23 protein-coding genes are annotated in these 24,533 nt (G+C 36.3%); 8 read left to right on the top strand and 15 right to left on the bottom strand.

Features of this window, described 5'->3' with window-relative positions; all coding sequences use genetic code 11:
* Window positions 1-40: 40 nt before the first annotated feature.
* The 5 genes from J2S74_RS14445 to J2S74_RS14425 form a co-directional block, all read right to left on the bottom strand.
* On the bottom strand, window positions 41-943 hold the full coding sequence (locus tag J2S74_RS14445; RefSeq protein ID WP_307326571.1) for a hypothetical protein: 903 nt from the start codon (window positions 941-943) through the stop codon (window positions 41-43).
* Window positions 944-958: 15 nt separating this feature from the next.
* Window positions 959-1,210: a hypothetical protein gene (locus tag J2S74_RS14440; RefSeq protein ID WP_307326569.1), complete on the bottom strand. Its 252-nt coding sequence runs from the start codon at window positions 1,208-1,210 to the stop codon at window positions 959-961.
* A 392-nt stretch (window positions 1,211-1,602) separates the two neighbouring features.
* Entirely contained in the window at window positions 1,603-2,697 is a 1,095-nt protein-coding gene (locus tag J2S74_RS14435; RefSeq protein ID WP_307326567.1) for a hypothetical protein, read from the bottom strand.
* 29 nt (window positions 2,698-2,726) lie between these two features.
* Complete coding sequence (locus tag J2S74_RS14430; protein WP_307326565.1) at window positions 2,727-4,907, bottom strand: SNF2-related protein; 2,181 nt, start codon at window positions 4,905-4,907, stop codon at window positions 2,727-2,729.
* Window positions 4,908-4,974: 67 nt separating this feature from the next.
* A complete protein-coding gene (locus tag J2S74_RS14425) occupies window positions 4,975-6,072 on the bottom strand; it encodes a beta clamp domain-containing protein (protein ID WP_307326563.1) in 1,098 nt (365 codons plus the stop codon).
* Between the two features lie 496 nt (window positions 6,073-6,568).
* Between J2S74_RS14425 and J2S74_RS14420 the strand changes: the two genes are divergently transcribed.
* Together J2S74_RS14420 and J2S74_RS14415 are read left to right on the top strand one after the other, a co-directional pair.
* Window positions 6,569-7,051 (top strand): hypothetical protein, encoded by a 483-nt coding sequence (locus tag J2S74_RS14420; RefSeq protein WP_307326561.1) that lies wholly within the window; start codon window positions 6,569-6,571, stop codon window positions 7,049-7,051.
* A 155-nt stretch (window positions 7,052-7,206) separates the two neighbouring features.
* On the top strand, window positions 7,207-8,172 hold the full coding sequence (locus tag J2S74_RS14415; protein WP_307326559.1) for an HsdM family class I SAM-dependent methyltransferase: 966 nt from the start codon (window positions 7,207-7,209) through the stop codon (window positions 8,170-8,172).
* Window positions 8,173-8,334: 162 nt separating this feature from the next.
* Here J2S74_RS14415 and J2S74_RS14410 read toward each other — a convergent pair whose 3' ends face one another.
* The 3 genes from J2S74_RS14410 to J2S74_RS14400 form a co-directional block, all read right to left on the bottom strand.
* Complete coding sequence (locus J2S74_RS14410) at window positions 8,335-9,648, bottom strand: hypothetical protein (protein WP_307326557.1); 1,314 nt, start codon at window positions 9,646-9,648, stop codon at window positions 8,335-8,337.
* A 226-nt stretch (window positions 9,649-9,874) separates the two neighbouring features.
* Complete coding sequence (locus J2S74_RS14405; RefSeq protein WP_307326555.1) at window positions 9,875-10,009, bottom strand: hypothetical protein; 135 nt, start codon at window positions 10,007-10,009, stop codon at window positions 9,875-9,877.
* Window positions 10,006-11,268: a helix-turn-helix transcriptional regulator gene (locus tag J2S74_RS14400; RefSeq protein ID WP_307326553.1), complete on the bottom strand. Its 1,263-nt coding sequence runs from the start codon at window positions 11,266-11,268 to the stop codon at window positions 10,006-10,008. Before J2S74_RS14400 ends, J2S74_RS14405 begins: the two co-directional genes overlap by 4 nt.
* Window positions 11,269-11,462: 194 nt before the next feature.
* On the opposite strand from J2S74_RS14400, the gene J2S74_RS14395 reads away from it, so the two are divergent.
* The 3 genes from J2S74_RS14395 (at window position 11,463) to J2S74_RS14385 (ending at window position 14,274) form a co-directional block, all read left to right on the top strand.
* Window positions 11,463-12,059, top strand: coding sequence for a hypothetical protein (locus J2S74_RS14395; protein ID WP_307326551.1), 597 nt, complete (start codon window positions 11,463-11,465; stop codon window positions 12,057-12,059).
* A gap of 434 nt (window positions 12,060-12,493) precedes the next feature.
* Window positions 12,494-13,852, top strand: coding sequence for a DNA methyltransferase family protein (locus tag J2S74_RS14390; RefSeq protein ID WP_307326549.1), 1,359 nt, complete (start codon window positions 12,494-12,496; stop codon window positions 13,850-13,852).
* Between the two features lie 191 nt (window positions 13,853-14,043).
* Entirely contained in the window at window positions 14,044-14,274 is a 231-nt protein-coding gene (locus J2S74_RS14385; protein WP_307326547.1) for a hypothetical protein, read from the top strand.
* 52 nt (window positions 14,275-14,326) lie between these two features.
* On the opposite strand, the gene J2S74_RS14380 is transcribed toward J2S74_RS14385, so the two are convergent.
* The 7 genes from J2S74_RS14380 to J2S74_RS14350 form a co-directional block, all read right to left on the bottom strand.
* The gene (locus J2S74_RS14380) at window positions 14,327-16,207 is read right to left on the bottom strand and encodes a phosphoadenosine phosphosulfate reductase domain-containing protein (protein ID WP_307326545.1); all 1,881 of its coding nucleotides are present in this window, start codon (window positions 16,205-16,207) and stop codon (window positions 14,327-14,329) included.
* An 86-nt stretch (window positions 16,208-16,293) separates the two neighbouring features.
* Window positions 16,294-16,890, bottom strand: a complete 597-nt coding sequence (locus tag J2S74_RS14375) for a hypothetical protein (protein WP_307326543.1) — start codon at window positions 16,888-16,890, stop codon at window positions 16,294-16,296.
* Window positions 16,891-17,194: 304 nt separating this feature from the next.
* Window positions 17,195-17,704 carry a hypothetical protein gene (locus tag J2S74_RS14370; RefSeq protein WP_307326541.1) on the bottom strand — a complete coding sequence of 170 codons (510 nt, stop codon included), beginning with the start codon at window positions 17,702-17,704 and terminating at the stop codon, window positions 17,195-17,197.
* 44 nt (window positions 17,705-17,748) lie between these two features.
* A complete protein-coding gene (locus tag J2S74_RS14365; protein WP_307326539.1) occupies window positions 17,749-18,294 on the bottom strand; it encodes a hypothetical protein in 546 nt (181 codons plus the stop codon).
* A gap of 38 nt (window positions 18,295-18,332) precedes the next feature.
* Complete coding sequence (locus tag J2S74_RS14360; protein ID WP_307326536.1) at window positions 18,333-18,566, bottom strand: hypothetical protein; 234 nt, start codon at window positions 18,564-18,566, stop codon at window positions 18,333-18,335.
* A 64-nt stretch (window positions 18,567-18,630) separates the two neighbouring features.
* Entirely contained in the window at window positions 18,631-19,527 is an 897-nt protein-coding gene (locus tag J2S74_RS14355) for a DNA methylase N-4/N-6 (RefSeq protein ID WP_307326535.1), read from the bottom strand.
* A 78-nt stretch (window positions 19,528-19,605) separates the two neighbouring features.
* On the bottom strand, window positions 19,606-20,097 hold the full coding sequence (locus J2S74_RS14350) for a DUF4241 domain-containing protein (RefSeq protein WP_307326533.1): 492 nt from the start codon (window positions 20,095-20,097) through the stop codon (window positions 19,606-19,608).
* 516 nt (window positions 20,098-20,613) lie between these two features.
* On the opposite strand from J2S74_RS14350, the gene J2S74_RS14345 reads away from it, so the two are divergent.
* The 3 genes from J2S74_RS14345 to J2S74_RS14335 all read left to right on the top strand — a co-directional run bounded on the left by J2S74_RS14345 (window position 20,614) and on the right by J2S74_RS14335 (window position 24,530).
* Window positions 20,614-20,979 carry an ArsR/SmtB family transcription factor gene (locus tag J2S74_RS14345; protein WP_307326532.1) on the top strand — a complete coding sequence of 122 codons (366 nt, stop codon included), beginning with the start codon at window positions 20,614-20,616 and terminating at the stop codon, window positions 20,977-20,979.
* Window positions 20,979-23,108, top strand: coding sequence for a heavy metal translocating P-type ATPase (locus J2S74_RS14340; protein ID WP_307326529.1), 2,130 nt, complete (start codon window positions 20,979-20,981; stop codon window positions 23,106-23,108). Before J2S74_RS14345 ends, J2S74_RS14340 begins: the two co-directional genes overlap by 1 nt.
* An 81-nt stretch (window positions 23,109-23,189) precedes the next feature.
* Window positions 23,190-24,530, top strand: coding sequence for an ISL3 family transposase (locus tag J2S74_RS14335; RefSeq protein ID WP_307326527.1), 1,341 nt, complete (start codon window positions 23,190-23,192; stop codon window positions 24,528-24,530).
* Window positions 24,531-24,533: the final 3 nt, after the last annotated feature.

Raw genomic sequence — 24,533 nt, 5'->3', positions numbered from 1 at the left:
TTTGAAGAAATGGAGGATTGATCCTCCGATTTCTCAATTGTCATTGTGCTAACGCCAATCCTTCTGTTTCATAGAAAGATTGGGCGTTTTGAAATTTGGTTGGATCAGCCCACTGAAGAACGTAAAAATGCTCTTGATCAATGAACTGACCATGAAGCATAACTGGTTGTTCTTTAAGCTCTTTAGGGATATCGCCTTTTAACGGTATGAACGATTCCTTATAAGAAAGAACATAACCAACAGTATTAACTGTCAATCTACCAATCATGACATCAGATTCACCAGCCCCTTCTGTTGACGAAGGCGTTAGCGTGATAGTATCAGCTACTTTTTCTCCAAAATGATCTTTAATAGCTTGGTACTCATATTGGGGAATAGGGCTAGGGGGGATATAAGAATCAAACACCACATCATCGCTCTCTTTTTCCGAGTCAACATCCGTATTTGTTTCAATCCCATTTACTTCTTGTACCAATTCCTCTAAAGCGGCTTCCGAATCTTCCCCTTTAACCTCTTCTTCTAGATCCACGAAGTCCAAATCTAGTTCTGAGTCAGGTGTTTCTTCTCCGTTTATTGCATTTAACAACTCATTTATTGAGCTGTTCATATCTTTAGAAGGTTCACTGGTTTCATAAACCTTCTCTTGTGAAGAGTCATCTTCTTCAATATCGAAGCCAACTGCACTAACTTGTTCTTGCTCTTCTTCATCTTCAAGTTCAAAATCAAAATCTAGTGCTTGTTCTTCTAATGACTCATTCTCACTATTAAAAATAGGTTTCTCCTTTGGTGGTGCAAACGGATCTTCTTCTAAGTGCCTCCATGCGACTGGATCTACTGTATGCCTTGTATCCGCAGCTAAACCACTAAAGTAACCTATTATTATCGGTAAAGTTAAAAAGCCGATAATAAGAATAGGCAAAATGGTTCCAATGGATAAACTCAATTTTATCTCCCTCTCTTAGTAAAAGATAATAAGTGTGGCCAGGACTATAGCTGTCGCTACTCCTAAGAAGCCAACCAATCGCATAAACTCAAAGACATGAAACTTAATGTTTTGAATAGATGCTTTTTTCTTAGCGATTCTTCTTAATTCTCTTACTGGTCGATTGGGATCCTTTGCAAGTTCTCCTCGCATAGCATCTTTCTCCTCTTGAGTTAAACCTTTGTACAGACTAGAAAATCTTTGGGTGTCTCCTTTGTAAAAATGCATGTTACATCTCTCCCTTTAAAAGTATTGGTGTTTAAATCTATATAAAAAAAACACCTATTCTAGCGGGTAATGTAGTCTAACTTGACTAATCACTCCACCAAAATAGGTGTTTTTGGGTATAATAAAAAACCTCTTCCTAAATAGACAGGTTTTTGCACACAAAAAGTATGAATTTGGAATAGAAAATCCCATTAAAATGCACGGTAAGAACGCACATAATAAATAACAGCAGTTAATTAAATCCTCTAGTCGCGTGACCGGAGTTGAAATAAAAATAATTAAATAGATTATGAGTTTATATTACCATTTATCAACATTTTAAACAAGGGTTAAAAGCATGAAAAGAAGAAACCACCCCTGCCTAAGATTATTAGGTAAGAGTGGTTTTTCTATTAGAACAATGACATTTGTCCCTCTGTCGCTTTGCTCTTTTTATCGGCGTGTTCAAGGACCTTATAAGTAGTTTCTTCCTTGACTTTCCGTTCTTGTTTTACTGCTTGCTCAGTTGGTTCTTCTGAAGGTTCTTCTGAAGGTTCTTCTATCGATTCATCAATAGTTTCTTGAACCTCAACATCCTCAGAAGTAGATTCGCTATCAGCTTGGAATGAATCTATAGGTTCAACAGTTACGTCCTCATCTTCATCAGTTAATGTTTCCTGTTCGCTATCTGTATCGAATGATTCTTCTGAAATCCCCTCATCTTCTTCATCTTCAAAAGTGACAACTAACTCTTCCTCTTCTTCCGATTCATCATCAAAGGTAACTTCAAATTCTTCCTCATCGACTTCATCATCAAAACTGATATCCAACTCTAATTCTTCCTCAATAACCTCTTCTTCTTCAAGTTCCTCTAATTCTTCTTCCTCATCCTCTTGCGGAGGCTCAGGAAGTGGTGTCGTAATCTCGTGGATTAACGTTTCTAAACGTCCGTCTTTTTGGATGATAGAAAGGTATTCTTCGTCCGACGTTTCCCCGCGTTCAGGTACAATATCCTCTACAAGCATAACAGCTTCTTTACCGTTTATTTCTTCGGGTTTGAAATATAACCCTAATGGTTCAAAAGCTGATGGATAATGTCCTAAATTCTTTTTTACCACATCCATTTTCTCAAGAACAAGGTCTTGCAATTCCTCGCATTCATCAGGAATGACTGTTGAAGATAATTGTTCAACAGCTCCATTGATGTTTGGACAAGGGATAGGTCTTTCGTTGCTAGGATACAACCTCCAGTTAGCAATCCAAAAGCCAACATGTCCATCTTTCGTCACTTGATGGCAATCAAAGTCGTGTTCCTTAGCGTATTTTTCTAACCATCCTGGCATTTGTTCTTCAAAAACAGCTCTAACAATTTGTTTCTCATCCCTCGGATGAAATTGTAACTTAATAGGCTGTGCTGAAAAATAATGCCGAATGGGAGAAGCATCTTTCCGCTTCTCATACCATTCTATAATAACATAACCAGTACTTTTCTCGTACACAGGTTTCATATTTATCTCTCCCTTTATAAAGGCTATTATTAAGCGATTTCCTCACGTTTAGTTCCGCGACTTAACATTTCAGAAGCAAATTCTTCATAATCGATAGCTGTAGGACCACTTCCAACTCCGTCACCTTTGAATTCTTTGGCGAGTTCATTAAAGTCCAACTCTTTACGATCGATGGCAATATCTACACCTGATGCTTTCGATAAGACAAGACCATGCATGTTAACGTCAATGGTATCAACTCCTAAAAGCCAATAAACATCAACTTTATCTAGCTGTCCAAGTCTTACTGCTCGGCTATAACATTGCTCAATCTTCTTTGGATTAAAATCCAAATCGTAAAGAAATACAGCTTTTGCTTCAGTCAATGTATAAGACTCCGCTCCGGTTTTATGTGACATGACCAAAATGGATAATGGATCACTAGGGTCCTGAAATCTCTTCATCAATTCCCATCTATACTCCATTTTGACACCGCCATGAATATAACCGGCTTCCTTACCAGGAAGAACACCATCAAGTAACAACCCAAGTTGTTCCACGGTATTTTTGTGGCCAGAGAAGATTAACATCTTCTTATTACGACGAAGTAAATCTCTAGCTTTGTTTTTCGTGTATTCAAGCTTAGAAGTCGTTCCTTTGCTTTTCTTTGCATCGTACTCTTCATATTGCCACGGGGATGAAGCGGCTTTTCGGAGTTTATCCATCCAAGCACAAATCTCAATAGTAGAGATGCGATACGTTTCATCACGGGCCTCAGCTGCTTCTTTTTTTGCCAACTCTAATTCATACCACTCTTTAAATTCTTCTACGAATTTGTCATAGAGTTCACGTTCAGCTTCATGAAGATTCAAATGCATACGGTGGTGTTCAGGTTTTGGAACTTTAGTGTGTTCTTTTACTCCATCATCCTGCTTCTTTTTGCGGACCATAAGAGTATCAAGGATTCCCCAAAGCTGTTCATGGTGACTTGCTCGGGCTTCTACACTATCAATATCAAGAACTCTTCGCTTTTTACCTCCTGCGAAGTATTCACGAAAATTCTCTTCACCCGTTTTTCCGTAGCCTTTATATGGCTTGTTAGTGATAGGATCTTCAAATCTAGAAGTAAACCCTGTTAACCAACCTAATAGCCAGAAAAGGTCATCTGCACCATTCTCAGCAGGAGTTCCTGAAAGTGCAAATCGCTTATTTGTCTTAACTCTCTGTACTGCTAAAGCACGTTTAGATTTTCCATTTTTAATGTACTGTGCCTCGTCTACAATACACGCGTTGTATCCGTTGTGATAATAAGTGTGTAAAGCCTTTTTTCGCGACTCAATCACTGTATAATCACAATGCGTACATTGATAACGCCCTTTCCAATCTTTCTTGCAAGAAGGACATTGTTCTGGTAGATCATCTTCACTCCAACGAATGTATATACCATCATCGTTCACTCGATAAGGTTCATGAGATGTTTTACAAACATAACAGTAGCCAAGAGTACTTTTCCAAGCTCTCTTGTGGCTCATCCCACAATCTGGACACTCTTCTTGAGGTTTTTTTGCAAATTTCACTCTGTCAGCGCTCCATTTCTCATAAGAAACTAGATGAATACGCTTTTGGGACTTTAGATCACCTGCATGTTGCAAAATAATATAGTCATCCTCGTGTCCGAGAGTTTCAATCTCTCTCACCCAATCGTTAATGTTTCTCGACATGGTGATAATCAAAAATCGCTTATTGCTAGGGTCTGCTAATGCACCTGCTAGAGAAGTGCGAGTTTTTCCTAAACCCATGTCAAAAGCGTTCAATAAACGTCCTTTAGCAATCATCGCAGCGGCAGTTTCAATCTGATAAGGGAATAAAGTAGATCCATCTCTTAATGGTCCCCCGAACTTCCCTTTTACCAATTCAAGAGCTCGTTCATACTGCGGTGTGCCATCAAGATAGTGAATAGGTGTCATATCCCATTTGTATCCCTTACGTTTAGAATTCAACACATTTTGAGTCACTTCAACCCCGTCATTTGGTGCTAATCCCCATAATCGAAGTTGTTTGTAAGATTTTGTGTCTGTCACATTATCTGAACTTGCAGTAACAAGATAATGCCAGCTCAATAGGTTTTCTGTGTGAATTTTCTCTGTCTTAAAACACTCACTTTTCAAAAGGGCTTCATCAAAACTATCACTTCTAAACTCTAATCCTTGATTAGTATAATTTAGCTTCATAATAAAAAAGCCTCCACGATGATAAATCCATCAAAGTGGAGGCCAATTCACCTCTTTCTCTCGTTTTTTAGTCAATTCGAACAGGAAGGACTAACGCTTTCACGTTATCGTTTTCTTCTTGTCTAATGGTGATTGGTTGATTTGCTCCATCTGCAAGCAAAACAATTTCATCAGAACGATATAGAGAAGCAGTCATTTCTAAGTACTCTGCATTAGCACCAAAATCACTAGCTTCACCTTCTACAGCAACGGCAAGTTGTTGTTCAAGGGAATTAGGAACAATCGCCTTGACCTTGCCACTCTGAATTCGGAATTGAATAATTGGTTTTGTAGGAGATAAACGCTTAATTCTCCTGCATAACTCAATTAACTCAAGACGATCAAAGTGCCATTTACTTTTAGCATCGTCAGCATACTTATCAATGTTTGGATAAGAACCTTCCAGCACTCTAGCAATAGCTGTTGTTAAACCTGCTCTGAAAATGACTAAAGTGCCACTCTCGTTTAAACCAACGGTTAATTCAGCTTGTTCACTAAGAACATCCGCTAATGAAAGCATCGTTTTAGATTCCATAGAGAGTTGATTCCCTTCGAACCAATCAATCTTAGAACCCAAAACAGTAACAGCCCTATAAGAGTCTGTTGCTCTAATGAACACTTCACCAGTATCTCCGTCTTTTTGGAAGTTCGGACCGCATACGCTAGGTCTTGCTCTTCCTACTGGACTATCAGGTAAAGCAGCAAACGGTGTCATCATACGAGCAATCCCATGAAGTGTGCCAGCAGCCCATTTGACTTGCTGACTCATTTGAGGAATCTCGATGAGCGGAGCAGTTTCAGGTAAAATCTCAACAGAAATCTTAGAACCTTTCCCCCACTTCAGTTTAAGAAGATTACCTTCTTTTTCGACGGTGATCTCCTCTTCCTTTGGTAAAGCTGAAACCTTTTGGTCCAACTCTTTTATTGAAGTGGCTACATCAAGTTCCCCTTGAATATCTGCTGAAATTTTCCTTTCGACACTCATGTCATCTCCATTAAAGTAAAAGGAAACTTTATCATCCTTTGTTTTAATGAAAATGAACTTTTCACCGAGTTTTGCTTTGCGCGCACCTTTCGCTAATGATGAAACAACACCTTGAATAACCTCAGAGGCTAATTTAAACATGAAAATCTCTCCCTTTTAAAAGTATTTGGATAACGATAAGCTTCAAAAATTGCGTCCGTGTTGCCATTACACCTCCTTTTTTTTGGACACAAAAAGCCCCTGGGGAGACATTTACTCATGCAAATTGCAAAAGTATCAGTCACCACAGGGGCGAATTTAAACATATTTATCCTATCCTAATAACCTAATACAAGATTGTAAAAGGTAAAACAGAAATTTTAGCTTAATGCTAATCAATGTGCTTTAGTCGCGTGACCGAAGCTGATAGAAATAAATTAGGATAGTATATACTATTATTCTAAGGAAAAACTTTCAACATTTCAATAGATTTTTTGTTTTTTGTAACTCTCTCTCTTAAAATGGTATAGGAGAAATTAAGTGAAAAAAGAAGGGGTTTAGAAACTAAAAAGCTTTTTAGTTACCCTATCCTTTTGAAATTCGACTCAATCTTCTTTTTTTACTACCATGAAAATACATCATTAAGGAGGTAAGGACATTGAATAAAGCAGCGTTTTTGAAAGACATGGAAAACTTGGCCGATCGTTCCGTCGCAGAAGGATTTGATTTGAAAGAGCTATCGGAAGTTATTTGGGAAACAGTAACCTTTCCAGACGAAGAAACTTGGGAATCTCTATTAACCGCAGTCAAAAAATATGGGATTGAAATCACTAACAAAGAACCTCTTCCTATAGGATATCGAATCGAAGGGACATTTAAAGCTAACGTATTTACGTTTGATTTTTTCGAAAAACCATTACAAGTTACTTTAAATGTTACTGGTATTGATGGAGAAAACTTCTTGTCGAAGTATAACGATATGATGTTATTTAAAAAAAGGGATAAATTTGGGGATATAGTCGACTGCCTTAAATGTCAAAGTAAAGTGTACTCCGACTCCAATGTCGAAGATCTTTGGAAATGGTTAAACGAACGCGTGGAACATATTTTATTTCAACTTGATTCCAGTAAAGGTTCATAACTTAAATCTACTAATAATTAGTGGACAAAATATTTCAACTCTCTTTTGAAAGAAGAGAGTTTTTTTGTGTCTAAAAATAAACCCTCCCAAAATTCGCACCCGCTCTCTTCCCCTACTACAATTGAAACAACAGCAAAGAGAAAGGAGTATGTATTATGGGAAGGAAAGAGTCTAAGAGATTTGCTGATAATAAGAAAGTTCGTGAATTGTTACAAAAAGATGAGTGGACCAAAGAAGAAGAGGAGTTCATTCGTTTGTCATATTCGGGGTATGGTGCATTAAATTCCAGCGGGAGCCACTTAGGACAATACTTCACGCCCCAAAAAATTGTTTCCTTTATTCATAACCTTTTAGATATTCCGACGGGAGCCACAGTTTGTGAGCCTTCTTGTGGGGGTGGTGGCTTCTTGAATGGACTGACTGATGGTGTAGATATAAAAGCGTGTGAATTAGCTTACGAAGCCGCTGAGGTAGCTCAAAGGCTATATCCTTATGCACAAATAGAACAAGGAGATGGCTTAGAGTTCTTAGAAAAGCATAAGGAGTCATTCAACTATATTATCGGAAACCCTCCTTACGGTTCTGCTATAGAAGCTAAATCTCGATTTGCAAATAAAAAGGGAAAGGTAGATCCAGTCGTTGTATTCCTTGAAAAAGGGATTGAGGCATTGCAAGAAGGTGGAATTCTAGCAATGGTTGTTCCTGACAACATATTGAGTGACAATAAATTTCAATCATTTAGAGCCTGGGCGCTTGAAAATGCATTATTGCTTACAAGTATTAGTTTACCTACGGAGACTTTCTATTTTGCGGGAACTTCAACAAAAACTAGTGTTATAGTTCTTCAAAAACCCGTTGAAAGTATTGATTATGGAGATTATCCAGTAATGATGGCCGTATGTGAGAATGTAGGTTGGGACTCAAGAGGAAGAGAGATATCTGAAAACGACCTGCCACAAATCTTATTTGAGTGGAAGTTATTTATGCAGGAAAGATCAGAGCATATTGAGAGATTAAATGATACGGATATTGAAGAGGTGGATATCCCTACTCCAAGTTTAGAGGAAGTTAATATCGTAAGGGATAGCACAGGTCAACTACAGTTTGACCTTATCAGTTAGAGTTCTTATAGAATTCAATTCCCCCTCCCCTATCGTCTTGGACAGAGTTGACAACTTAGTGTGTTATTAAGGAGGGGGAGTAGATTTTATATTTTTAAATAACTTTAGTTCTTAATAGGGTAAAAACTTTCCTTAACGGACCATTGTCGTCATGATTTTTAATTAATGAGAAGTTAAATTCTCTTTAGGAATTTCGTTTCTAAGTTCTTTCCATAATCCATCGATTGCTTTTGTGTTACTTTCACTGATTGATTGTGCCCTTTTTAAAAGGTCTTTCAAAAACTCCAGATTTCCTTTATGTTTTTCAATAATTGTTAGGTCTTCTTCATTGGGGTATTCAAGATTTGAAAATGCTCTCGTAATGAGTTCGCTTCTCTCTAGGTTTTTATTTATCTCTCCGATTAAAACATTTTTTTCACTATTAGCATTAGGTTCTATTTCTGACGGGTTAACTTCATATTCTATTAAATTATGAGCATAGTAAAATACTTCTTCTCCTGAATTATTAAACTCTTCAACGCTTCTTGAAGATATATCTAGTTCTTCAGCTCTCTTTGCAAAATTCTCTCTTGAAATTTCTTCAATCCCATACTTTTCTTTATCTTCCTGAGACATCATACCGGGATTCCAGTCTATTACTTTAGTGATAGTACTTGTACCTAATTCTGAGTCCTCAAGAAATTGATATTCTGTATCAGACCCTAAAGTACTAGTAGATGTAGTAGTAAAAGTGCTTGTAGATGAAGTCTCTGGTCCAGGAGCGTTAAGGTTTCTGTATCCTTTTCCCGCCTCTAAAAGTTCATATCCCGGTCCCAATAGCATATAGTTATTTGAAATTTGAACCGTCTGATTAGGCTCTACATCTACTATAAACCAAAAGAACTGCCCTGTATTTGAGATATCGGGAGACCAATTCCACTGTCGCCAAATGCTGTTTTGAGGTGATGATGATGAATCTACGTGGCTACGAAATGCACTTATTAATCCCGCTGTAGTCCATAAATAAGATGCTCCCTTCCTATTGATAGCTGTAATAGCAAGGTCCACTACAGCAGTCGCAATATCACTATAGTCTGGATTTGTACCTGAAGCTGGTGCGGAACCAATATATTTGGCATCATTACTGGTCCATATTGCCATATTACTCGTGTTAGATGTTCCTTCAATTTCCATAGCTGCTATTCTAATCATGTCATCAGGACCGCTACTTGAACCTGTCCCTGAATACCTATAGTTAAAAGCCCACGCATGTCTAGCACTTGACCATTCCGCGCCCATATACCCTATTGAAGAAGCAGCATACACATCATTGAAACTCCAGTATGTGCTATTGCTGCTCTCTGTTGTAGACACTGGTTGATCATATGCGAAAGCTTGATTTCCAAAAAAAAGAAAAGAAAGAAGGCTTGTAATTAGCAATGTGATTATAGTCCTATGTTTAAATGAATTTGATCTGTTAATTGCTACTGTTTTCATGAAATCCTCTCCTTAATTATTTTCTACAAACTTTAATCCTTTGGCCAAAGATTATTTACTTAAGTTACTCCCCTGCAAGGAATTAACTTAATTATCCCACCATTTAAAAATAAATCTATACTTTAAAGGTTTTTTAAAGTATCCGACATTATTAGACAGAAAAATCTATTACAAAATAAAAAGAACAACACTGTAATGGTTAGTGTTGTTCTTTTTATTTTGTTTTTTAATTACAGTTGCTTTCCTTATTTGAATCCGGCTCAACATAATCATGATCACTACTACCCAGTACATCGTTCCCATTAAAAAAAACGGTTAAAAACAACATCAATACCAAAGTTCCTGAAACAACTCTCTTCATATTACCCCTCCCATTTTGTTAGCGTATATAGCAGAATATTTATAAAAGCTATCATCTTTGGTTTTTTTAGCTAAATGAAGATACGCTTTTGAAACATCTTTTAAGCGATTTGCCTTTTTGTAGTACTCAATTGATTTTTTATAATAACTCTCGTATTCTTTTATGTACTCGTTAGCATAAAAGTAATCTCCAAAAGTTCTATAGTAATCAGCGAGGATATTCGGGTTGTTGATCTCATTTACTTTATATAACATACTAAACAAGGAATTTCGCACTTCGTTTAAGTCATCAATAGACAAATTTATTTTACACCTTAAAAGCTCAGCTCTAAATAATCCATTACGATCATCTGTTTCTTTATATAAATTTATTGCTTTATTTAAATGTCTAAGAGGTTCTGCATTACCAAGCTTAAAATTCACTAAAGAAATATTGAATTCTAATTTTGCTTCTAAATGAGGATCATTTAAAAACTTTACCAGTGATAAAGCGTTATGATATTGTTCAAGTGCTTCTTCCTCTTCAAATATGTCTGATAGAGAATTTCCTAGATTTATATGCGTACTCACTTGGCCTTGTATATTCGCTGTTTTTTGATAACATTTAAGTGCTAAATTAAATGAATTAACAGCCTTATAATAACTTCTCATTAACGCATAACAAGTACCAACGGATCGGTAAATATTACCTAAGTGTTCTTTACATTTTTTAGCGATTGCTATATCTATAGATTTTTTAAAATATTCCAGACTTCTTTCGTAGTTATATTTGGAATACTCTATTCCACCTTTTACTCTATATAAAATCATCAAGGGATAACCTTCAATAGGTATATCGTCATCCTTTAATTCTGAAATCATCTGTTTAGTAGTATTAAAATTCTTTTTTTTGAATTCAATAAACAGATAACAAAGAATAACATGTGTACGGATATCAGGGTGATTCATTGATTCATTATGTTCCTTTTTCAAATTATCTAATTCTTGTTCAAATGTTGTATATTTTTTTTCATTTATTAAATTAAAAAGTTCAACGAATTTTATTTTTAGTTCTGAAACTTCTTTTTGTAAATCTTCACCGATTAGGTAATCAACAGAAACATCTAATTTTTTAGCAAGATCTTTAGCAATGTATCTCGGTATTGCTTTCTTATCATTTTCAAATTGAGAGATATAAGAAGGGGATATAATTCCATATGACAATTCATCTTGTGTAAGTTGTTTTTTAAGTCTTAGTGCTTTTAAGCGATTACCTATCATAATAACATCCCCCAATATTTATTTAAAAAATATAAATAATAAAAATTGTTTGATAATAATACTACCATTTTACCCCAAAAAAGGATAGTGAAAAGTATTTTCATATAAATTTACACAATGTAAGCAAATTGTTTATAGTATCATAAAAGAATGAAGTGCTATAACCATCAAAATTTATCTTATTGGAGGTAACTATGAAACACTTTTGGACACTCTTTATAACCATCATAGTGTTAACGGCAATATTAAGTGGCTGTAACCGAGTTCTAGATGATATTGATGATGTAACAATAAACAATAAAATAATCCAATACAAAGACTTCCATGTGAAATCAGAATCTACTGAATTAGATACATCAGTAAGAGGGACAGTATTTCTTTATGGAGAAGAAGTTCCAGAGCACGCACAAATAATTGCATTGATTGAAATCGATCCAGATGATTGGGGGGGAGTTGCTTTCTATATCCCTGAAAAATGGAACATTTCTAACGTAACAAGTAGTTATCCAGAAGAAAAAAATGAGGAAAAACCTGAAAATTACATAGCTATATGGAATACTGAAAGTGAAAGATATGAGTTGACCACGATGATTGAAATTGGAACGGGTAGGAACTATATCCCTACTGGAGGCGGAAAGGGAGCTATTATAATTGATCTAGATATTAATAAAGCAACGGATATTAGTACATCAGATATATTCAATATAATTGTTGAAGTTGGTTCTGAAGAAAAAGATGGTATTAGATCAATTCGTCCAGATTATGAATTTATAGAGATATCAGCACCGTAAGAATATAAAGTTGAACTCCTCAAAAAATAATTATCTATAAAGGTGTTTATGGAGCAGGCTTAGAGATAAATAAATTCTCTAAGCCTTTTAATATGATTTTCCCCCCTCTAATTTTAACCCCTTTGTAGGTTTATAAAAAAGTCCGATAATAAATAGACCGCAAACACTGATAAATCAGCAATGTCTATTTATCTCTTTTGAAAAAAGATTGATTAAAACCTTAATTTTTGCTACGGTTTAACCGCTTATTTTTGAATAAAGTTTGATCAAAAGAATCTAAAAAGATAGATTTTTCAACATTTTTATGGTGAAAGTCCCTATCTTTTGATCAAACTTTATTTCAAATCAACACCCTTCAAAATTCGCTCCCCCCTCCCCTCTCATTTTACAATTGAATTACACCAAAACTTTTTTATACAAAGGGGAGTTCACTCATGAGTTTATCCGAGAAACTTATTTATGCTTTTGAATCAGAGGAAAACTTCAAAGATCAATTAAAAGTTATCGAAGGAAGTTCTACAAAAAAGAAGATATCAGTTGGTGAAAAAGCTCTCAATCAATTTTTTTCCAAATTAGATGCAAAAGATATATTAAATAGACAAACGAATAGTCAGTTAATAGAAGCACACCCCTTATACATAGCACCTCCTACCAATCCTATTTCAGAGAAGAAATTCGGTTGGAATCGTGGTATTACAATGAAATTAGAAACATTGATACGCGGACGGTGGCTGGCATGGTTTAACATCATCAATAAAGGGAGATTAGATCCATCTGATAATGTCCCTGATTGTCCCTTTTCCGATTTTGAAGATAAAGATAGTGTTAATAAAATGCTAGAGAAATGTATGAATCATGCTTATGCTGAAGGTAAACGCGCTGAAGACTTCTTAGATTGGGTTGGTTATTCTCTTGGAATAGCGTGGTTCAATAGGAAACCTAGAATCAGTGATAAATTATGGTCTAAGTTCAATGAAGAATTTGATATTACTTTAATGCTCATGTATCCGTCAGATTACCTTTCGCACTTTTTGTCAGAACATGGAGCAAAAGGGTTAGCAGGGTACTTTCCCACTCCCATAAATATAACTCAGATGATGAACAAAATCCTTGAAGGGGACGACAACCATCACCAACGCATACAGTCGGTCTTTGAGCCCACCGCTGGAGCAGGCGCTATGACATTGCCATCCAATAGTCTTAACATAATATCTAATGACCTTAATCCTTTAATGGTAAAAGCAGCAGCTATACAATACTTTCTTTATTTGCCCTGGGCTTTATATGTTCCACAACCTGTTTTCGGCCTCCATTTTTCAGAAGAAGAACAGCGTATGAACACGTACTTTGAGTTTAATACTAACACACGATTATATTGTGGTGACGCTCTAATCGGCGAGTTTACAGCACCTAAAGATATTTTTAACGAAAATAGTGTGCATATAGATGTTTATGTGCATCCATTAGATTTAAGTAAGCGTGAGATATTTAAATATGAAAATGAAATGAGCACATCGTGGGATACGTTAGCAAATGAAATGAAGTGGGAAATCACAAAAGCTCAATGCAGAGAATTTTCGTTTAGTCAGGTATTAAGTAACCCTCCTTTCGGTAAAATGAACAAGTTTACAAAAGAACGGATCAGGGAAATTGAAGAAGCGAATATAATGTTCCTGAAAGAACGGGAAGAACAATTAAAGAACAATCCTCCCCACCCTGCTGTTGAACGAATTAAAGAAGAGGTCAAAATAAAATTAAATGAGCACGACGGACAATTTGCGTTTGTTCTTTAAAAAATCGAAAAAAAGCCGATATACATAAGTAAGAGGGATGTTTAAATAAACATACTTTTAGTTAACGCTTTGTTTGTCGTATAAAACCTTGTCGAAAAAAGTCGAATTATTATAATGTTCTATTTCTATTTATTTAGACAAATAGTAGTGGTAAAAATAATATTATATAAACAAGTATAGGAGGAGGCATCATGAAGCACAACATTAAGATTGATGATTCCAGAGGATCAATGGACAACTTAGACAGATACGAAAAAGGAAGTTCTATCCTCCTTTTAAGGTCTAACACATACACTCTTGCCAAAAGAGGGGATATAGGTAAAATACTTTTTGTGGATGAAGCAGGAAGTGTTCATGTTGACATAAACGGTAAACATGTTTCCTTAAATCGCAACTCAGGAGATGATTGGGAACTCCTTTAAAATAAAAGAACCTGAAGTACAAGTTAGTCAGCACTTCAGGTTTTTGTTATGATTATTTATTTCTCCGACTTAACACACGTTCTATCGCTGCTTTGTCATCTTCTGTAAACTGGTCTACGCCTGTTCCGAAAGGGTCCCAAATGGGATTGTACATAGCACCGACAACACCAGGATGTACCGTGTAGAAACTCATAAGAAGATCGCGAAAGCGCTTAGTAACAGGCATTCCTTCTGTCACTTCTCGTTTTTGAACTTCTTTATAAATCTCTGTCACTTCCTCATCCTCAATTGGTATCTCCAATTTTTTCATTTTTTGGAGTAGTAATGTCCGAATATCAATGGTTAGATCACCTAAACCGTTACGAAATGTTGCGAAGGTTCGTTGTCGTTGATAACCTGTATTTCCACCATAACGTATATCTTGAATTGCTTTAAAATAACTACGCATTTCAATATATTTCGATAGCTCCGGATAGTCCAAAGCCATGTTATGAAGGGAAATGTCATTTTTTACCACCGTGCAGGACCAACAACCCATACGTGATCCAGAACCAGAACATGAGCTTATGGCATCGTTCTCATTCGTCACTGCCGCTCCAGAAGGACATTCACTTATCCCGCCCGCCGCTGAACCGTATAGATTGATTAGATGGTAGTTTCCATAATCTTTCCACGGAGCAGGGTATCTGACAAGGTAAGTTACAACTTCTGTCGCTGTCCAATGTCTAATTGGTGAAGCGGTACGAATACCGGGAATCGGATGCTCACCGTAAAACCCTTCGCCGAAGTGTTTTTTTATGCTACGAGATCTAGCAGCACTTTCAGTATCCCTAGAACCAAGTACAAGGCACACTTTAGAATATCTATTAGCCAGTTCTTCTAGGTATTCACGGGAAGGATCTACCTTTAACCGTGACACGCAATATTTAAATAAATTATTAGGGCTAACATATCCTTTTCCGAACACCAAAACCATATATGTTTGGTCTATTTTTGGTTGTACAATTCGGAAGTCAATGGACAAATCGAGAGAAAGAACAGCTTCCCTCATTTTTACGATATGCTCAGATAAAAGTGGGTTTTCCACTCTTGTATCCGAAGTTACAATGGATACGCTAGTATCACACTCTGGATGTTTGAGTAGATAATGGATGACTTTTAGCATAGTAGTGTAAGAATCTTTACCACCACTTACAGCCAAGCAAACATGATCATGGTTTGTCATAATATCATGAATCGCTTCATCTGTTATAGCTTGAACATCATCATCTACATCGCCCAGTATATTCATTTCTTCACCCATAACAGGTAGCATAATATCCTCTTTTTCATTAGATGGTTCATCAATTACAAAAAGAGAATGTTGAGTGAATTCGATATCTTCCTTCAATGATGGCCACTTTAAAGCTCCCTTAACACCATATGGACGTAATGACATGTCTATAAAAACTTCAATGAGAAATGTTGCCTTTTGATGTTTAGCCCATATCATAAATTTGTGTTTAGGGGATTCTAAGTGCCAATCCCATTCATCACTCAAACTCTGAAAATAAGCATCTGTGAAGGCTTGTTCAGGTATATATATTTTATATCCTCTATTCTCTAATTTACGAAAAAAAGCGCCTACAGGCTTCTCAGGACTGAAAAATTCTGTCCAATAAAGGTTAGTGTTCTCTCCCATTAACCCTTCCATTGGTTCGTCATTAACGAAGTGATGGAGAACTAGGTCGTATATATCTTGATTAAATATAGCTGACATTCCTCGAACCACACCACAAAAATCCCAATGGTATTCTTTTAAGTAGGTCCAAATACGTCTAGTTTCATTGTTATGACTTTTTAAATCCTCGATAATCGCTATTCTATTGTTGAGTTCTTTAAATTCATAACGTTGTTCCTCAAGTTCGTTAAGTTCAATTGATAAAACTTCCATGATATCACCCTCTCAAAAAAAATAAAAGAAGCCCTTAAAAAAGGACTTCTTCACTCAGCTCTTGCTCGATTATTAATTTACTTAGCTTATTGTTCTAATGGTTCAAATGGTTGACCGTTTAATGACCGAATAAACAGGTCGTTAATTGCACGTTTCACACCGTCATGAACAGCTAGTAAGAATGCTCCATTGGGTCTATCAGGCTTTTGCTGCCATCCATCAAATTCAACTTTGATAGGGTCGCCTTGTCCGGCTACCTTAATCTCAATTTCTTCCCCTTGCTTAAAAACAGGGTATTCAGAAGATTTCTCTTCAAAATCTGATTTGATTTCGAAGATTTGATTTATTAACTTTGTCATTCCTTCCTTAGATAAACCTCGATAGTGACCGTTATTTTCTACGATTAACTCATCGAAATACATAACGGTGACGACATCAAGACCATCAAAAACAATAACGCGAGAGGACATATCTTCATAAGAATATTCGTTATTGGACTGAGTATAGTGAAGGTTAAGTGTATGTGGTACAACACCTTCAATGACTAAGTGCTGGAATAAACAAGCTAAGTCATCAACCTCAATATCATTAACTGTCCCCCAAACATTATCCCCTTTCTCTACATCTGAGAAATTAAAAAGATACTCCTCTGTTACCTTTAACGCTTTTTGTACATGATTCATGTGTACATCTCTCCTTTTTGTAAATAAGTAATTGGTGTTTTTGGACGCAAAAAAACCGCACCCAAATCAATGATCAAAATGATCCCATGCAAAAAAACATGAAATGTCTACGGTAAGTAGATTGATCACTCATTTAGAGCGGTTTAAAAATTAAAATCCTTCTGTCGCGTGACTGAAGTTAGGTAGTAATGAATTAAGTAAATTAAAGTATAGGTAAAGTATAGCACAAAGAAGAAAAAGGAAAAAGCATTGACTGATAAGCCAACACTTTTGTTATAAGTTACTAACATAAATGAGATTGTTTTCAACTTACTGACTTTCGTTCAGCTTTCCTAGCTGCTTCTTCATAGCTGAACTCATAAAAAACTTCAACATCATAATTTGACGGTAATAATACATATTCTTTTTCGTCAATATACGGTTTTTTTGCAGGGATTTCCCTTTCTTCTTCAAAGAATTGGTAATGTGCTGACTCCCCATCAAACAAAACCCGATTGCTTGTTATGCCTGTTGTTTTTAATATAACACCAAAGTAACCTTGCTTTTCAGCACTGAAATACCGCATTAAAGAGAATTGCAATGCGACAACTTCACTGGTTGTCCATGATGTTAATTGGTTTGTTATTAGAGTTCCTTCCCTAATCGAATCCATAAAACTATCGTAATGTTCCTTTGTACTGAAATATAGCCCTCTGTATAAAGAGCTTATCTTATCCGAAGAAGGTTTTATCGTTGAAAAATCATACGACTTATAATCTTCTGTGGGCTGTTTTTCATTATAAATATAATCAAAAGCAAAATTAATAGCAGTCATAATAACCACTCTCCTAAGTCTTTATTATTCTACTTCAACTAAAACTAATTGAGTAAAAATCGTGAGTAAGGAGATATGATTATCTCTTTAGGTTTGTGTGGACCATCAACAATCATTCCTTTGATATACGCTCCGCTTTTGATATATTCAACATCTTCAACTTTTAGATAATAAGGAGATTCTTCAATATCATCAATGTGAAAAGATGTACGTATAACATCTCCTTGTTTAATAGTATTTTTGTTGAAGTATTCAATATTATCAGCTGTTATGTTTTTGCAATAGTGATAATACTTTTCTATAAGCAAACCTGAGATTTCAAACTCATCATCAAGCTGTTGCTTCAATTTATGGTTAGGTTCAACCTTTAAGAAGTAACCATGTTGATTCCATATACGAGATGCCAAATGTACGATATCATAACCTGCATTTTCAATGTGGTCTAATAAATCTTCTAAACACTCCGTCATGGTATGGGCAAACCAAAGGTCTGACATACCAAAACACTCTTTATTATATTTTTGAGCACTATAAACTCCTGCACATATTGTATGAGCAACTTCCTCAAAATTTTGCTTAGTAACTATCATTGAGAATCTCTCCTTTATTAAAAAGTTTTGGTTTTGTATTACTGGAATTTAACGATTTCCTCTTTGAACCTTCTCTTTATAAATCTCACTTGGTCCTCTCTGGTTACATTACCGAAACGTCCATTCAGGTAGCCTTTGCACACATGATCTACGCTCTCGGGTGGATTATTAAAGAACGTGATACTAGTTCTTTTTGTTGTCGTAGCAAACAAACACCATACACCAGGATCACCTTTATACTGCTCTTTGCCTTTCCACATTTTAAATTTCATATAGATTCCTCCTTTGTAATAAAAAGAACAGACTCCTATTAGAAGCCTGTCCTTTATTAAATGTCTAAGCGACCATTTGAGCACCATTACTTAAAGTCCAATGACCTCTTGAAACGGGCTTAAACTCTTTCCCTATTTGAAGGGTTTGGCGCACTTTCTCTCTCCAAAAGTTGTTTTTCTTCGCTTTAGCGGTTCCATCAATAACAGCATATAAATTCTCAAGCGTTGCAGATCCACCAAGTTCTTCTAAAGAAGCTTGAACAAGATCCCTCCAAGTAACCTTTAAAGAATGACGTAAATCTTGCGACGCTTTTTTCGTTACTGCAACAGGCACAATCCATAAATTCCCTTTTTTAAACACTAATAAATGTTCATGTTGAATCGGGATAAACTTGCCAGCATATCTTCTGTTATCGCTGACACAATTGTGTTGAGCTTTTATAATATGTGCGTCCAATTGACCAATCCATGCCATGTCCCTTTGAATAGAGAAGTATTCTCCTTTCTTACGAACATCTCCAATTAAAATGGCCATTCTTCCTCCATTACGAAGGCTTGAATAAACCTTGGAGTGGATTAGATCTAGCTTTTTAATGAACTCGTCATACGTTTTGCAGCGAGATAAATCATCAGGATGAGGTTGACCCCACATTTTCCCACTATACTGAATGATATTGTGATATGGCGGGTGAAGGAATACAAAATCACTTCCTTCTGGTACTTCATCAGTAAGTGCGTTCCAACCACCATACTTTGGGTTGAGATCAAGATGGGTGCTATTTTTGTATCCTAATTCCTTAGCAACATCAAATCCTGTTCCACCTCCGGCAAACACTTCAAGAAAGTGTTTTGGTTGATAATGGTCCAATAACCCTTTAATAATATATCCGCTGCAATTCCCTCGATAGTTTGATTTACCCCATTTTCCACGATCCTCAAATGACATAATACTTGATAACATCGTAATTCCTCCTTATTAATTTAAGTTAATTAAAAAGAAGCAGGACGTCCTTTTCCTGCTTCAAAAATTACTTGACTATTAGTCCATTTCAATTTCAACTTTTACAATAACGCCATCCTCGTTATATGTAGCGTAAACATCATAAAGTCCATCGCCATATCCCGAAGCGAATGAAAGACCTAGAGGAAAACCGCCATGACCATGAATGCATGCACCTGTTCTCTCTTGGTTCATATTAGCGTCACTCACCTGCTTATAAGTACTCCCTGGAGAATACTCAGTTACTATTAAGCCGAGTTTGTTTTGATTCGCATACTGTCCGATTTCCTTAGATAAATCTTTATAATCACCAGTAAGAACAGTATAAGAACCCCCTTCATTGGATTGAACTCCATAAGTTTCTTCGAGATTAAAATGCTCAACAATCTGTTCAGCATCTCCACCCCAAAATTCAATTCCTTCAGGTTCAACATTCTCATTTTTCTCCCAATAAGACTCAATGTAACAAGGGTCAATAATCATCAATTGTCCTGAGTCAACAGCTACAGCTCCGATTTTCTTTCTGTTCAAAAGAATCATCTCCTTAAAAAAGTATTGGTGTTTTAGGACGCAAAAAAGCCCTAATCACAAGACCACTCAAGCAATTTCCATCTAAAAAAAGACAGATTGGTCCTCTGATTAGAGCTATTTTAAAAAATCAAGTAATCTCAACGCGTGTCGAGAAATAGGTAAAAGAAAATTAAGAGCAATTATACGTTTATTATAACATAAACGGTCTAGCTGAGAATAATTTTCTAAAAGAACCTTACCGTTTTATTTTTATGACATATATAAATACAAATTTCCTGCTTTATGTTATTTTGGGTATTCGGATTATCGTGTGGAAAAATTATTTCTGGAGGTTGATATTATAAAATTATAAATCGGATAATCGTGTGGAAATCACAAATAAATAAAATAAGGTGATGTAAGTTCAGTAAATTTTACTGGATTTTTTTCTTTAACATTCAAATAATCATTTGAACATAATAATAAAATCAGTTATTATAATAATCAAATGAGTATTTGAATGAGAGGTGAAATGAAATGCCTGCTAAAGATGAATGTGAAATTTTTTGTTATGACGAAGAAAAAGTCAGTCGTTTAAAACAGTCAATCATTTCAAATGATATACAAGTCATGGCACGTATGTTTAAGGCACTTGCTGATGATACCAGAATGAAGATTGCTTATGCCCTTAGCCAAGAGAATGAATTGTGTGTGTGTGATGTTGCCCATATTATAGGATCGACAACAGCAACAGCTTCACACCACCTTAGATTGTTACGGAATATGGGTTTGGCAAAATACCGTAAAGACGGGAAGTTAGTTTTTTACTCTTTAGATGACGAACACATTAAACAACTTATTGTGATGGCATATCAACATCATGAAGAAAGAAGTGGAAAGTAATGGAGACAGCGGAAAAGAAAACGTATAACGTTCAAGGATTCACCTGAGCGGATTGTGCTGCTCAGTTTGAGCGGAACGTAAAGAAACTACGAAATGTCAAAGATGCTCAAGTCAATTTTGCCACATCTAAAATAACGGTATATGGTACCCCCTCGATTGAGGACTTAAAGGAAGCAGGATCATTTGAAAACTTAAAAATTGCACATGAAAATGAAGAATTGACTCGTATCCCGTTATGGAGAAATCAAGGAGCAATCAGAACCTTTATTTCTGGTCTTTTGCTGGTATTAGGATTGATCTTTTACTTCATATATGGTCAGGACAGCTTGATTCCTGTTCTAACATTTGCATCATCCATTGTGATTGGTGGATTTACCTTATTTATTCAAGGATTTAAAAACCTTGTTCGCTTACAATTTGATATGAGGACATTAATTACAGTGGCGATTCTTGGAGCAGCAGTCATTGGAGAATGGGCAGAAGGAGCAGCAGTTGTTTTCTTTTTTGCCATCAGTGAGTGGTTGGAAACATATTCGATGGATAAAGCACGGCAGTCTATCCGTTCTTTAATGGGGATTGCCCCTAAAGAAGCGTCCATTAAGAGAAACGGACAAGAAATGCAGATCCCTGTTGAGGAAATCCAAATCGGGGATATCATGATTGTTAAGCCTGGACAAAAAATCGCCATGGATGGTCGGGTTGTTAAAGGGCATTCCTCAGTTAACCAAGCTGCGATTACAGGTGAATCCATTCCTGTAACAAAAGCGATGGATCATGAAATATTTGCAGGCACATTAAATGAAGAAGGACTCCTTGAAGTTGAAGTGACCAAAAAAAGTGAAGACACAACGATAGCAAAAATCATTCATATGGTCGAAGAAGCTCAATCAGAGCGTGCCCCTTCACAAGCGTTTGTTGACCGTTTCGCCAAGTATTATACACCTACTGTGATGGTTATCGCCTTAGGAATGGTCACGATACCACCCTTGTTTTTTGGTGGTATATGGGAAGAGTGGATTTATAGGGGTTTAGCATTGCTCGTTGTGGCGTGCCCATGTGCCTTAGTCATTTCCACTCCTGTTTCGATTGTCACAGCCATTGGTAATGCTGCAAGAAACGGAGTTTTAATAAAAGGCGGTGTCTACCTAGAAGAAGCAGGAGCATTATCTGCTATCGCCTTTGATAAAACAGGGACATTAACCAAAGGAATACCTGAAGTAACAGATATCATTTCTCTAAATACAGAAACTCATAATAACCATTTAGAATGGTTCACTATTGCAGCTGCAATTGAAAAAGGGTCACAGCATCCATTGGCGACGGCTATCGTCCGTAAAGCAGAACAAAATAACGAAGCCCTTTCTAAATATGAAATTGAGGAATTTCATTCCATCACAGGAAAAGGAATTCAAGCAACGGTTAACAATCAGACCTATTACGTTGGGAGCCCAGGATTAATCAAGGAACGACTGTCTAATGTTATAAGTGAGGAAGTAATAGAAAAGATTCGTCAGTTGCAACAAGAGGGTAAAACGGCTATGGTCGTTGCTACACAAACAACCATCCTTGGCTTAATTGCTGTAAGAGATGAAATTCGTAAAACCAGCCAAGATATTATTCAAAGCTTACATCGCCTGGGTATCAAGAAAACGGTGATGTTAACAGGGGATAATAAATTAACCGCAACAGCAATTGGCGAGCAATTAGGAATGACGGAAGTTAAAGCTGAACTGTTACCTCAAGATAAATTAGAAGTCATTAAACAGCTTAAACAAGCAAATGGCAAGGTAGCCATGGTTGGTGATGGCGTAAATGATGCACCAGCTCTTGCTGCCTCTACGGTTGGAGTTGCTATGGGAGGTGCTGGAACAGATACAGCACTTGAAACAGCAGATATCGCCTTGATGGCTGATGATATTAGTAAATTACCTTTCACGATACGCTTGAGTCGCAAAACACTGCAAATTATAAAGCAAAATATTACATTTTCTCTTGGCATTAAATTAATTGCTATACTCTTTATCATTTTAGGCTGGCTACCATTATGGTTAGCTATTTTAGCCGATGTAGGGGCAACCTTACTTGTAACCCTAAATGGAATGCGATTGACTAGAATTAAAAATGAATGATAAGTAAATCAGAGCCTTCCTGAATTCATTAAGAATTGAATATGCGTATCTTCATTGTATGGCTAGGAAGGAACGGAATAAATGGTAACAAATATGCTTAATCTCCCAAAATTAAACATTCTCGATATGACAGAAAGTGAGGATGATTACAGGTTCCTGGTGGAGACGACCTCTCCACCACCTTCTTACTGTCCAAAATGCGGTACTGTTCCGAACTTGTATAAGCATGGTAAGAAGAATCAGTTATTCTTTGACTTGCCAATGCATGCTAAACGTGTAGGAATACTTATTAAACGACAGCGTTATAAGTGTCGTGAATGCAACGAAACATTCTTTGAAATGTTACCTTATATGGATGATAGTCGATCAGTTACTAAACGTTTGATTAAGTGGATTGAGCAGACCAGTCTCAAAAAGCCTTTTACGAACGTTGCAGAAGATATCGGTGTCAATGAAAAAACAGTTCGTAACATCTTTCAAGAATATGTAGCTCGCCTAGATCAAAAGCAAGACATCAAAGCCCCTAAATGGCTTGGTATTGATGAAGTTCACCTTCTACGAAACTACCGATGTGTCATTACTGATGTTGAGAACAGGACTGTGGTTGACCTCTTACGGAATCGTAATCAGGATACCGTTATTCGTTATCTTTCACAACTGTCCAACCATAGCAGAATTAAGTATGTGGCAATGGATATGTGGAACCCCTATAGAAGGGCTGTTCATACAGTGATTCCAAATGCTACAGTCGTTATTGACAAATTCCATGTTGTTAAAATGGCTAATGAGGCTCTTGAAAAGATACGAAAAGCGAACCGCGAGAATATTACTGCTAAAGAACGCAGGCAACTTAAAAAGGATCGCTATGTGCTCCTTACACGAAAAAGTGAGTTAAACGATTTTGATGATCAACTAAAGTTACAGATTTGGACTGACAACTTCCCTCTACTTGGTATTGGGTATGAGTTGAAAGAGAGGTTCTTTGACATTTATGAAGCTGAATCTATGGACGAAGCCTACCAACTCTATCAATCTTGGCTGACTGAGATACCCAAGGAATTAATGCCTTACTTTGATCCACTCATTAAGTCCATGACCAACTGGGAAGAAGAGATCTTTAACTACTTCAACGTATCTATCACAAACGCTTATACAGAATCCTTGAACCGCCTCATTAAGACAATGAATCATGTTGGTCGTGGCTACTCATTTGAAGCTCTCAGAGCTAAAATACTTTTTACTCAAGGCTATCGTAAGACCAAGAAGAAAAAGAAATTCAAAGAAGTATCTACAACCTTCGATAAAATGTACGATTTAAGAAACATACCACTTAGACCTCCTACTTTTAAATGGGTCTATGAGAAAGTTTATGGAGCTGACATTTCCACACTTACTAAAGCAATGGAAGAGGGTTCATTTTAGCCC

The sequence above is a fragment of the Evansella vedderi genome, from assembly GCF_030813435.1.
In the GTDB taxonomy this organism is placed as follows: domain Bacteria; phylum Bacillota; class Bacilli; order Bacillales; family Salisediminibacteriaceae; genus Evansella; species Evansella vedderi.
This window is presented reverse-complemented; position numbering and strand designations above follow the sequence as displayed.